Genomic DNA, 11,779 nt, shown 5'->3' on the forward strand with positions numbered 1-11,779 from the left:
CGATACCTCGGACTGCTCGTGGTAGGTGCCTTAGCCACTGCGTGGTAGCTACACGGCACACCGTAAAATACTTTTCGACACGTGCATCGAACCTGCCCCTGGACTGGTGGATGGAACGAGCTATCAGACTTCACGGTGTAGGAGATAATTATGGATATAGGCGCTTCAGTTTCTAGACTCGTAAGAACCACTCTGCTCGGACTAATTCGGTCCTCGCGAAGATACGTATTTCATTTGAAAGCTGCAGGCGGAGCCAGAGTTGGCCAACGATTTGTCGTCGGTCCCGGTTGCAGAATCGCACCGAACGTCCGGCTAGAAATTGGAGACCGAGTAAATATCGGCGCGGACTTTACATGTCAAGTAAATCTCGTAATCTCTGATGACGTCATGATCTCGTCAGGAGTCGCCTTTATAGGCAATGATCATCCATTCTCAGATCCAGGTAGAACCATCCAAGAGGAGCATCCCAGTCCACCACGCTCCGTTCGCCTTGGAGGCGATAATTTGATAGGACACGGAACGATCGTCATAGGTGACGTTAGCATCGGTAGAGGCGTCATCGTAGGTGCTGGCTCACTAGTAACCCACGATCTTCCCCCAAATACGATATGTGTAGGACGGCCTGCCCGACCTGTACGAGGCCGTTACGAAGAGAGTGCTTAGTGGAAGCGGAAAAGAAGAAAGTCCTCGTAGTTTATCCATGGTTGCCGCATTACAGGTACGGGGTATTTCATTGCCTGGAAAGTTCGACTGACATCTCCTATCATTTTGCGTCTGATGTGACATCAGAAGGCGGCATAGCGACGATCCCTCCCACATATGTACGCAGTCACATACTGCTTAAGAATGTAGGGATCGGGCGGGGCATGTGGCAGCGAGGGCTGTTGGGACATCTAACGCGACATCGCTATAACGCCGTTATATTCTTGGGTGATGCGTCTACCCTTAGTACTTGGTTTGGGGTTTTGATTGCGCGGCTTAGAGGATCGACGACTTACTTTTGGACCATCGGCTGGCACCGCCCCGAAGAGGGCCTAAAAAGGTTGTTGCGTCTGTCGTTTTACCGCCTAGCCGATCACCTCCTGATATATGGCGACGTGGGACGTAAAATCGGCATCGATTTGGGATTTAACCCCGAACAAATGACGGTCGTATACAACAGTCATGAGTCGCATGCAGCGGCTACACAGAGCACTCCGCGAAAAGTTGATGATTCGTTTCTTGAGAGCCTTTGCCTTCCGGTGATCGGCGCAGTAATTCGCCTCACACCGGCCAAAAATTTGCCGCTGCTGATCGAAGCGGCTCGGATCCTGCGTCAAAGAGGTATCCCCGTAACGGTCGCGATTGCTGGCGAGGGCCCTATGCGTGAAGAGTTGGTCACGGCAGCAGAGCAAGCAGAAGTAGACCTCAGGCTCCTAGGTGCGGTCTATCATCCGGAAGACCTGCAGGCTATATATAAAAAGCTGGCCGTAACTGTAGTCCCGTCAACCGCTGGTCTAACGACGGTTCAAAGCATGTCGTATGGCGTGCCCGTCATCACCGACGACGACATATACGGTCAGGCTCCTGAATCTGAAGCCATAATCCCGGGTGCTACTGGGGACACCTATACCAAGGGAGATGCCAATGACTTGGCGAACAAAATCGAGCATTGGCTCCAAAAAAGTGACGAAGAACGTCTACAAGTCCGCGAAGCCTGCAGGGCCGAGATTTCTGCAAAGTGGAACCCGGAGAGCCAGTCACGAATCATTGAGCGCGCGATTAGGAGTGGATTCAAGGACAGTAACGGGCAGGGATCATAGCAACCCACAAACTGGCTCGATGCACCAACGATTGCTAACGCTGGCCTTCGTGGCCCTAGGAATGGGTAACCTCGTATTGCCTGCTCAGTTTAAAGCAATTCTTCCAGTCGATTACCTACTGCTGTGCCTCGCAATATTTGCCGCGACGATGCTCTTCAACCTCCAAAGGATGGTAGCCCTCCGAGGCGTCACCTCCCCGATAGTGTACTTTGGATTGTCGATTGTTCCTGGGTTTTTTGTCGGCCTCGTAACGACCTATGGGCAAAGCAAACTGACCGCCTTCCTAATCTTTTTCTTACTTCTTGGCGCATTTGCTGCGGCGAAAGAAAAAGCTTGGATTTCAAAGACGCTCGTTATATATTTTGCCGTCGTATCACTGGCGATTTGTCTGTTGGCATTGACGTTCGGCGAATCAGGTGCCGGTGGTAGAACGATACTTTGGGACCTAAATCCCATCGGTATTGGACGAGCTACAGGTCTTTTGGGTACCGTATGCCTCACTGCACTATTGGTGAGCAGAAAAAGAAACATTAGTTTCAGAATATTAATGCTTTGCGGTGCTACATTGAGCTTCGCGCTAACTGTTTCAACTGGTAGCCGAGGGCCTCTACTATCCGCCGGGCTGGCTTGCGTAGTCGCCTATCTGTCGATGATCGCCTTGGACGGACTAAGTAGGGCCAAGTCGTCTCTTCTACTTGGTACCACCGCGGTATCAGTCGCAGCTTTCGTACTCCTTGCCGGACCAGAGAATGCGGGTCTCGTCCGCATTCAAGAAGGCGGTGACTCCGGTCGGCTCTCACTCTTGTCCGAGACTTGGCGGGTTGTTGCGGAGCACCCGCTCGGAATTGGTTGGGGCAACTATGCGCGACACATACATGGCTTCGTGTCAAACGATGGGATTCTCTACCCGCACAACATCTTTGTCGAGTTTTTAGTTGAGGGCGGCGTTTTCGGCCTCCTGGGTTTTACATTCCTCGTAGTTATCGGGCTTAGGCGCGCTTTTCGTTTATGCCGGTCAGTTCGAACGTACGGCCTCATGATGCTAGCCTTACTAGTTTTTTCATTAGCGAACGCTCAACTATCAAGCGATATCGTCGGAAACCGTATGCTCTGGGTGTTTTTGGCTGCAGCGATAATATTTGGCGCGCCCACGAAGTCTAATGCCCGAAATTTACGTTTGCATCCAACCGCCGAAGGGGAACCCTTTTCACGATTGAGTACGCCGTAGTTAGTTCTTCGTGCCTTGGCAGCAATTCAGCTCCGTGTCCTAAAATCTAAAGGGCTTGTTTCTACTAGCATTGATCAAGCCTACGGCCCCGCGCCTGGACGGTCGCCGCCACCTTCAACTTGCGCGACTGCCGTGTCCACGACACTGAGATACTGGCTCTTCAAGGTTCCCGGGGAATGGTCTGCTGAAATGAATGCTCATGCTGCCATTCGGGCGGCACTTCTCAAGAGGATGCGCGATCTGTAGTTGTCCCGATTTCTATATCCTCGAGCGGTTCGCTTGATGTGTTTTATTGCAGTGTTGTTGGCTTCTACTTGGGCTGTGGTTGCACCGGTGACGATGAGGACTTTGATCTCGCCCACCAGCGGCACACAGTCCGGTAGAGCCTGTTTGTTTCCAGCATCATGGCGCGTGCCACGAGGGCAGCAAGCGCGTTGAGGAGCTGCTGTTCAGCAGGGTACGGAGCTGTTCCTTGACCTGCCCTGCGGCTTGGAGGCTGTCGGTCGGATCATCGGCGGGGAATACGCCGGCCAGCCGGCGCTGGCCCCGTTCTGAAAGGTTCTCGTCCGCTTTCAGCAGCAGCATCCGGTTCGCCCACGCCGGATTCGTGGCCCTGCCCGGCGGCCCCGGACCTGCTTTACAGGCCCTGCCGGACCGTGGTAAACATCTCGTTGGCCAACATGGTCATGTGGAACAGATCCACCGAGACCGCGGTGCGTGGCAGCACATCCGCAGCGTCTTCCGGAACGCCCCGGACGGGTCGACTGGGACGATTTGCAGGCCGAGCCGCCACTCCAGGGGCCGGACGAAGAGCCAGTCGCCGACGCCTTTGTGGTCGCGTCCGTCCACGATGCCCCGGACCTGGCCGGTGTGCAGATCAACGATCGTGATCGTCCACCGCTCGTACCGTGTCCAGACCTTCCTGGCAGGGTCCTGGAAGAACGGCACGGACCGGTATCGGTGCGCATCGATACCCAGCATCCTTGGCGCCAGGAGGTCCACGTCCGGAAGGCGGAGAGCGGCGTCACCGATGACCTGCAGGACCAGCCACCACGAGATCCCTAAGGTCGTGGCTGTCTCGGACACAGCACGTCCGGAATCGATGGCCGCGCTCATCAGCGTCTCCCGGAGCCTACGTGTAGATCGTGCCCGTCGCGGGACCTGGGGTGTCGCTTCGCAAAACGATTTCCGCTCACACAGGTACTCGTCACAGAACCAGCACCGCTGCCCCAGAGAAAGCACTACCGCTCCGGCGACGGGAATGTCACGCAGTTTCTGGCAGCGGCGCTCCTTCACCCGGGAAGCGATCATTCCGCAGCTCGGGCACCCCGGCGGGGACGTGGACTCCACGATGCCGTGGCGGATCGCGTCAAGGAGCAGGACGGTGCTGGCGACTCGGTAATCGGGCAGGTTGAAGATCATGCTGACAGCGTCATGGCCAGATCCAGTAGGCTCTAACAAGGCTAGTGGTTCCTGTTCAGGTTGAATGCGTAGTAACACTCAGCCCAGCAGGACCGCGAGTCCTCTGCTAGCTACAACACGAACCTATTTCCCCTGGGAACCTTGAAGAGCCGGCATTGACGAGCACCGGTTCCGGTCCGTGCGGTTCTTCAGGAACCCGGGAACGGGCTCCTGGGTTCGGTATGAGCCGTGGATGACCACCATCGTGGACCTGGACACCGGTCAGGTCCTGGGGGTTGTAGACGGGCGGGACCACAAGGGCGTCGGGGACTGGCTCTTCGCCCGGCCTCTGGCCTGGCGGTTGGGCGTGCAAGTCGTCGCGATCGACCCCTCGGCGGCGTTCCGGAAGGCGCTGCGGATGTGGCTTCCGCGCACTGCCGTGGCCGTAGACCACTTCCATTTGGGGCTCTTCGCAGATGAGCATGGGTAGGGCGGTCTGAAGCTGGCGCTCGTACGTTGGCTGCGGCGTGGTGCAGGGGGAATGAGGTCAGGGCCTCTTTGAATTGGTAGCGACCAAGCAAACCAATACGCAAAGAGACCCTGACATGAATAACTCTATGTCTTGTTCCGGCGGGCGCTGGTGCATGCGGGCAGATGCCTTGCTCGATGTCGAGGGCGTCCACATCAGTGCCGTCACTGCAACCGTGACGGGCTTGCTTCTGCACGTCGAGACCGGCGAGGACCTCACCGGGTGCCCTGACTGCGGCGTCGTCGCTGTGGGGCACGGCCGCCGCCAGGTCCGCCTCCATGACATTCCGTGTTTCGGCCGGCCAGTGCAGCTGCTATGGGCCAAGCGCGTCTGGCGATGCCCCGACAATGACTGTCCGCGAACGACGTTCACCGAGGAGCATCAGTTGGCCGGACCTAGGGCGAAGCTCACGGCCAGGGCCGCCAGATGGGCAACCGATGGGGCTGCAGCGTTTCGATACGTCTGTCTCTGCCCTGGCCCATCAGCTCGGCGTTTCGTGGCATACAGCGTGGGACGCCATCAGGGCAGAAGCCACACGGCGCATCGCTATCACCGAGCGGCTGTCCGGGGTGAACGCGCTTGGTGTTGACGAACATGTCTGGTCCCACACAGGTCCGCCGGGGTCCGGCATGGTCACCGGGATCGTGGACCACACCCGTGACGCCCACGGTCGAGTTCATGCCCGGTTGCTGGACCTCGTTCCGGGCAGGTCGGGGAAGGCCTACGCTGACTGGCTAAAGGACCGAGGCGCCGGGTTCACCGCCGGCATCAAGACCGCGGCGCTGGACCCGTTCCGCGGCTACGCCAACGCCATCCGCGACGAGCTGCCCGAAGCGATCACCGTCCTGGACGCCTTCCACGTCGTGAAACTGGCTCTTCGCAGATGAGCATGGGTAGGGCGGTCTGAAGCTGGCGCTCGTACGTTGGCTGCGGCGTGGTGCAGGGGGAATGAGGTCAGGGCCTCTTTGAATTGGTAGCGACCAAGCAAACCAATACGCAAAGAGACCCTGACATGAATAACTCTATGTCTTGTTCCGGCGGGCGCTGGTGCATGCGGGCAGATGCCTTGCTCGATGTCGAGGGCGTCCACATCAGTGCCGTCACTGCAACCGTGACGGGCTTGCTTCTGCACGTCGAGACCGGCGAGGACCTCACCGGGTGCCCTGACTGCGGCGTCGTCGCTGTGGGGCACGGCCGCCGCCAGGTCCGCCTCCATGACATTCCGTGTTTCGGCCGGCCAGTGCAGCTGCTATGGGCCAAGCGCGTCTGGCGATGCCCCGACAATGACTGTCCGCGAACGACGTTCACCGAGGAGCATCAGTTGGCCGGACCTAGGGCGAAGCTCACGGCCAGGGCCGCCAGATGGGCAACCGATGGGCTGCAGCGTTTCGATACGTCTGTCTCTGCCCTGGCCCATCAGCTCGGCGTTTCGTGGCATATACAGCGTGGGACGCCATCAGGGCAGAAGCCACACGGCGCATCGCTATCACCGAGCGGCTGTCCGGGGTGAACGCGCTTGGTGTTGACGAACATGTCTGGTCCCACACAGGTCCGCCGGGGTCCGGCATGGTCACCGGGATCGTGGACCACACCCGTGACGCCCACGGTCGAGTTCATGCCCGGTTGCTGGACCTCGTTCCGGGCAGGTCGGGGAAGGCCTACGCTGACTGGCTAAAGGACCGAGGCGCCGGGTTCACCGCCGGCATCAAGACCGCGGCGCTGGACCCGTTCCGCGGCTACGCCAACGCCATCCGCGACGAGCTGCCCGAAGCGATCACCGTCCTGGACGCCTTCCACGTCGTGAAACTGGGATCGGCCATGGTCGACGAGGTCCGCCGCAGGGTCCAGCAGGAGACCCTGGGCCACCGGGGCCGCAAGGGAGATCCGCTCTACGGTATCCGGCGGACTCTGCAGACCGGCGCGGAACATCTGACCGAGAAGCAGGCCGCCAGGCTCGATGCGAAACTCACCGCCGGGGACCACGGCCACGAAGTCACCCTGGCCTGGCAGTGCTATCAGAAGCTACGGAACATCTACCACTCCCGCCCGGAACGCGGCAGGGGGCTCGTCAACGAGGTCATCGCATCGTTCCCGTCCTGTCCGATCCCGGAAGTCGCCCGGCTCGGTCGAACACTCAAACAATGGAAGGCCGCGATCCTGGCCTACTTCGACACCCGCGGCGCCTCCAACGGCCCCACAGAAGCAATCAACGGCGTCATCGAAACCACCCGCCGTATCGCCCGTGGGTTCCGTAATTTCCCCAACTACAGACTCAGATGCCTACTTGCCGCCGGCGGCCACCGACCCTACCGAATCAAACAGACGAACCATGCCTAAATGCGAAGACCCGTGAAACTGGGATCGGCCATGGTCGACGAGGTCCGCCGCAGGGTCCAGCAGGAGACCCTGGGCCACCGGGGCCGCAAGGGAGATCCGCTCTACGGTATCCGGCGGACTCTGCAGACCGGCGCGGAACATCTGACCGAGAAGCAGGCCGCCAGGCTCGATGCGAAACTCACCGCCGGGGACCACGGCCACGAAGTCACCCTGGCCTGGCAGTGCTATCAGAAGCTACGGAACATCTACCACTCCCGCCCGGAACGCGGCAGGGGGCTCGTCAACGAGGTCATCGCATCGTTCCCGTCCTGTCCGATCCCGGAAGTCGCCCGGCTCGGTCGAACACTCAAACAATGGAAGGCCGCGATCCTGGCCTACTTCGACACCCGCGGCGCCTCCAACGGCCCCACAGAAGCAATCAACGGCGTCATCGAAACCACCCGCCGTATCGCCCGTGGGTTCCGTAATTTCCCCAACTACAGACTCAGATGCCTACTTGCCGCCGGCGGCCACCGACCCTACCGAATCAAACAGACGAACCATGCCTAAATGCGAAGACCCCCATTTGGTCTCGCTTGCGAACCAGACAGTGACCGAGGCCCGACAGAACCTGTCCCAGCAGGTCAAGGGCCGGCGGGGACGCGATCGACAAGGCCTGGGCGCACCGCATGCTGCTCCTGCGCGCCGGCGACACCCTCACGGACAACGCCGTCATCCGGGAATTAGCTTCCCCATGAACCACGAAGAGCCGGTAAACAGATCTAGGGAAAACATTGGAGGGGGCCATGAGCCTGCATGGCAGCGGGGCATCTAAGCCCCCCGTCATGGCCGGTGGCCGGCGAGTGCACGAGTGTACTTGAAGCGACCACAGAAAGGGCCGCCTCCTGCATTCCCTGCAGATGGGACTACACCTGTGCCTGCCTAATACCGGCCCGTTGACGGTGGCTGTGAACCGTTGAACGGATGAAGTTGACAGTGCGGCGGGAGACATCAGGTACTGAGTACTCCCAAGGGGCCTCGGGAGTACCGTGCTGGTCAAACTGATCTAATGCCACTCGCACCGAATCAGTAATAGCAGCCGCACTTACTCCAGTAGTGATCATTCCCCCCACGTCTAGAGATTCCGGCCGTTCAATAAAATCACGTAGTGTAACCGCGGGAAACTTCAAAATAAGGGATTCCTCACTGATAGTTCCGCTGTCGGATAGAACAAGCTTCGCTGCTTTTTGAAGTTTGATGTAGTCATTAAAACCAAACGGGGCGTGAAAGCGAAGGTTCCTTTTCAGCTCCTGCGGTTGTGACTCTAGCCTCTTTCGGGTACGAGGATGTGTAGAGATCAGTACTGGTAGGTTATAGCAGCGGCCCAGTTCATTTAGCGCCTCAAGAACTTGTTGCAGCCTTTCCGGGTTGTCCACATTTTCTTCGCGGTGAATGCTTACCAAGAAATAGGCATTAGGAGCCAAACCTTCGCGGCTAAGCACATCGCTCTGATCAATATCCGCGCGATTCGCTTCTAGCACCTCAGCCATCGGGGAACCAGTCAGGAGAATCCGGGAAGGATGAATCCCCTCTGAAAGCAAGTTACGCCGAGCATGTTCGGTGTACACCAAGTTATAGTCAGCGACATGATCGACGAGGCGCCTGTTAACTTCCTCCGGTACGTTTTCATCGAAACATCTATTGCCTGCTTCCATATGGTAGACAGGTATTTTCATGCGTCTTGCCATTACTGCAGAGATGCAACTATTAGTGTCTCCAAGTACCAACATCGCATCCGGCTTCTCTGCGGACAAGACCTTTTCAATCGACACCAATATGGTCCCAAGTACGGCACCTAGGGATGAAACATCCGCTTCAAGGAAATGGTCCGGCCGACGGAGGCCCAGATCGTGGAAAAACACCTCATTGAGTTCGTAGTCGTAGTTTTGTCCTGTATGCACCAGAACGTGATCCATATATTTTTCGAGGCTTTTAATCGTTGCGGCAAGCCGAATGATTTCGGGCCGAGTGCCTACCACGGTCACCACTTTCAGCCTACGTCCTGTCATCGTCATACGTCCTCCGCGAAAGTGTCTGGTTCTTCAGGATCGAATACTTCGTTGGCCCAAAACAGGGTATAGAGAGTTTGCGAGCCTGTGTTAGTTATGTTGTGAGCCCACATCGTGGGCATGTCGATGGCAATCGGGTTGGCCCCATCGACATCAAAGTTAATAGTTTCACCAGTAAATAGCCGTCTCATGGAGATGCGCGCTGACCCGGATAGCACACTGAAGCGTTCAATTTTCCTGAGGTGGAAGTGATTTCCGCGAGTAACACCTGGGACAGTGGTGGAAAAAGATGTTTGACTGCTACTACCAGCGGCCCTAACAACCTCAAAAAAAGAACCACGGGCATCCGCTTTAGGATCTAAAGCAATTGCGCGGCGTTCGGATGGCAGATATGACCTATACGTATTGAAAAGATCTCTTTCAAAAGGAGACCCCAACTTTGGAATGGTCCCCGTCCGGTAACTGGCGGCCATCGAACTAACACTACCCAACAAGGAACTGACGGTCACACGTGTCTGAAGCGCTTCCAACTCCTCGACGCGCAAAGTACCAAGCAAAATTTCAGCAGCGCGTTGTGCGTGCAGCAGCGACAACTCTTTGTCGTCTTTTACTTGTGCGGTTTGTTCTCGTGCCGCCAGATGACAAAAAGTCGCTGTTACCGAATTATAGAAGGGCTGGCCATGTTCGCCGAACAAATTGGGTAGCCGAATCTCAACAAATGACGCACCGACTCTTTCTGCAGCAGTGCGTAGAATCTCGGCAGCATGCTGCTTAGCATCGCCATACGATGTCCCATTTCCGGACTGGATTGAATTCGCGAAGACGACAGTCGGTGGTGGAGCTGAACATTGGAGAAGGATGCCAGCTAACTGCCTGGCAAAGGTGACGTTTCCTTCCCTAATTTCAGCCGCGGTCCCCCGGTTTACGCCAGCCAGATGAACCAGGCGGGAAGAACCATCAACAGCGGACATGGCGGTCCTGGCATCGAATGAATCTCCCAGAGGGATGGCTACCACACCGGCACTCCTCGCGCGAAGGGCTGCACGAACATGGAAGCCGAGAAATCCTTGGGCACCCGAAACGGCCACTTTTTGAAGCGACATGGTCATACCATTAGGCCAATTCTATCCTCAAGTCCCGCCGACTTGAGCTCTCTTCGAACCTCAGGCAGCGTCAGGAGTAGCTCCTCTATTTCGGGAATCGTCAACTGACTTGTCGTATGAGAGTCATAATCCACGTAGGAGGATTGTTCTGGAACGCCTTCACTAAAGTACAGCTTGTAGTTGAGATCACGGTTGTCAGCCTTTATCCGAAAATACTCGCCCATGTCTTCGGCTCGAGTAAGTTCTTCCCTGCTTGCCAGCGCCTCGGACATTTTTTCAGCATGTCTTGTGCCAATAATTTCAATATCTGGAGCAACCTCAAACAAGTTACAGACAGCGGCAGCAAGATCCCCAATAGTGGAAGCTGGCGCCTTCTTAACGAACAAGTCTCCCTGCTCAGCGTTATGGAAAGCAAAATCCACGAGGTCGACCGAGTCTGCTAAAGACATGAGAAAACGGGACATAGCCGCATCGGTGACAGTGATCCTCTTCCCTTCCTTGATTTGGCGTATGAACAGTGGGATAACGGATCCGCGAGAGTACATGACGTTGCCATAACGCACACATGAAACAATTGTGTTCGTGTCGGGGTTGTTTAGTCCGTACGACTGCGCGACTTTTTCCATAAGCGCCTTCGTCATTCCCATCGCGTTCACGGGGTAAACGGCTTTGTCGGTACCGAGACAAACCACGGATTTAACATTATTTGCATCTGCCGCACGTACAACATTCTCGCTGCCGATTATGTTCGTGCGCACCGCTTCCATCGGAAAAAACTCGCAGGACGGCACCTGCTTCAGAGCTGCTGCATGGAAGACGAAATCTACGTCTCTAGAAGCCCGGCTGACACTGTCAAAATCCCGAACATCCCCAACGTAGAACTTAAGGCGGGAGTCTCCCATTTCATGTCGCATTGCATCCTGCTTAGCTTCATCGCGGCTCAGGATACGAATCTCGTCGACCTCGCTCTGCAGCAACTTGTTTGCCACCGTATGCCCGAAGGATCCTGTTCCTCCAGTGATTAATAGCTTTTTGCCGGCATACTCATTTCGGTTCATTTTTTCCCCTTCTATGCATGGTGCTTGACAAGCGGTATAAAAAATTCAATGGAAGAGCACTTTTAGCAACAGCTGCTATGCTTCCAGGAAATTTTAGAGTATTTGCCTACCGCCTTGCCTTACTTGGTTTTCGGACTATCGTCCGCGCTATTTTGATAAGTGCATCAGGAGTAAAGCCTACTTTTTAGGAACCTTGACGCGCCGAGATCGGAATTCTAGTACTCGGTGAATCCCACACTGCGGGCTCCCGCACTGTCGTGGGCCCATTCCTCT

At 56.6% G+C, this 11,779-nt stretch carries 11 protein-coding genes and 4 pseudogenes; 9 read left to right on the forward strand and 6 right to left on the reverse strand.

Features of this window, described 5'->3' with window-relative positions:
* Nucleotides 1–387 precede the first annotated feature (387 nt).
* The 3 genes from NXY83_RS21095 (at nt 388) to NXY83_RS15515 (ending at nt 3,030) form a co-directional block, all read left to right on the forward strand.
* Nucleotides 388–663: an acyltransferase gene (locus NXY83_RS21095; protein WP_397427604.1), complete on the forward strand. Its 276-nt coding sequence runs from the start codon at nt 388–390 to the stop codon at nt 661–663.
* 434 nt (nt 664–1,097) lie between these two features.
* Nucleotides 1,098–1,802, forward strand: a complete 705-nt coding sequence (locus NXY83_RS15510) for a glycosyltransferase family 4 protein (RefSeq protein WP_258803090.1) — start codon at nt 1,098–1,100, stop codon at nt 1,800–1,802.
* Between the two features lie 19 nt (nt 1,803–1,821).
* The gene (locus NXY83_RS15515; protein ID WP_258803091.1) at nt 1,822–3,030 is read left to right on the forward strand and encodes an O-antigen ligase family protein; all 1,209 of its coding nucleotides are present in this window, start codon (nt 1,822–1,824) and stop codon (nt 3,028–3,030) included.
* A 197-nt stretch (nt 3,031–3,227) separates the two neighbouring features.
* On the opposite strand, the gene NXY83_RS15520 is transcribed toward NXY83_RS15515, so the two are convergent.
* From NXY83_RS15520 to NXY83_RS15530, 3 genes are all read right to left on the reverse strand, one after another.
* Nucleotides 3,228–3,401, reverse strand: coding sequence for a transposase (locus NXY83_RS15520; RefSeq protein WP_309484084.1), 174 nt, complete (start codon nt 3,399–3,401; stop codon nt 3,228–3,230).
* A gap of 31 nt (nt 3,402–3,432) precedes the next feature.
* Nucleotides 3,433–3,615, reverse strand: a complete 183-nt coding sequence (locus tag NXY83_RS15525) for a hypothetical protein (protein ID WP_258803093.1) — start codon at nt 3,613–3,615, stop codon at nt 3,433–3,435.
* A 99-nt stretch (nt 3,616–3,714) separates the two neighbouring features.
* Nucleotides 3,715–4,452, reverse strand: a complete 738-nt coding sequence (locus NXY83_RS15530) for a helix-turn-helix domain-containing protein (protein WP_258803094.1) — start codon at nt 4,450–4,452, stop codon at nt 3,715–3,717.
* Nucleotides 4,453–4,603: 151 nt separating this feature from the next.
* Between NXY83_RS15530 and NXY83_RS15535 the strand changes: the two are divergent.
* The 6 genes and pseudogenes from NXY83_RS15535 to NXY83_RS15555 form a co-directional block, all read left to right on the forward strand.
* Nucleotides 4,604–4,894: pseudogene (locus tag NXY83_RS15535) on the forward strand (transposase); the annotation flags it as partial.
* 181 nt (nt 4,895–5,075) lie between these two features.
* Nucleotides 5,076–5,246, forward strand: a pseudogene (locus tag NXY83_RS21100) (ISL3 family transposase); the annotation flags it as partial.
* Nucleotides 5,247–5,397: 151 nt separating this feature from the next.
* Nucleotides 5,398–5,847, forward strand: a complete 450-nt coding sequence (locus tag NXY83_RS15540) for a transposase (RefSeq protein ID WP_258803096.1) — start codon at nt 5,398–5,400, stop codon at nt 5,845–5,847.
* Nucleotides 5,848–6,011: 164 nt separating this feature from the next.
* A pseudogene (locus NXY83_RS15545) lies at nt 6,012–6,182 on the forward strand (ISL3 family transposase); the annotation flags it as partial.
* Between the two features lie 140 nt (nt 6,183–6,322).
* Nucleotides 6,323–7,297 carry an ISL3 family transposase gene (locus NXY83_RS15550; RefSeq protein ID WP_258803097.1) on the forward strand — a complete coding sequence of 325 codons (975 nt, stop codon included), beginning with the start codon at nt 6,323–6,325 and terminating at the stop codon, nt 7,295–7,297.
* A gap of 42 nt (nt 7,298–7,339) precedes the next feature.
* Nucleotides 7,340–7,846, forward strand: a pseudogene (locus NXY83_RS15555) (ISL3 family transposase); the annotation flags it as partial.
* 356 nt (nt 7,847–8,202) lie between these two features.
* Here NXY83_RS15555 and wecB read toward each other — a convergent pair.
* Genes wecB through NXY83_RS15570 form a run of 3 tightly spaced genes read right to left on the reverse strand, consistent with a single transcriptional unit; the run spans nt 8,203 to nt 11,506 of the window.
* A complete protein-coding gene (wecB, locus tag NXY83_RS15560) occupies nt 8,203–9,351 on the reverse strand; it encodes a non-hydrolyzing UDP-N-acetylglucosamine 2-epimerase (RefSeq protein WP_258803099.1) in 1,149 nt (382 codons plus the stop codon).
* Complete coding sequence (locus NXY83_RS15565; RefSeq protein WP_258803100.1) at nt 9,348–10,454, reverse strand: NAD-dependent epimerase/dehydratase family protein; 1,107 nt, start codon at nt 10,452–10,454, stop codon at nt 9,348–9,350. Before NXY83_RS15565 ends, wecB begins: the two co-directional genes overlap by 4 nt.
* The gene (locus NXY83_RS15570) at nt 10,451–11,506 is read right to left on the reverse strand and encodes a polysaccharide biosynthesis protein (RefSeq protein WP_258803102.1); all 1,056 of its coding nucleotides are present in this window, start codon (nt 11,504–11,506) and stop codon (nt 10,451–10,453) included. The genes NXY83_RS15565 and NXY83_RS15570 overlap by 4 nt, the downstream gene beginning before the upstream one ends.
* Between the last annotated feature and the right edge of the window lie 273 nt (nt 11,507–11,779).

This window comes from Pseudarthrobacter sp. NS4 (assembly GCF_024758005.1).
Lineage (GTDB): Bacteria > Actinomycetota > Actinomycetes > Actinomycetales > Micrococcaceae > Arthrobacter.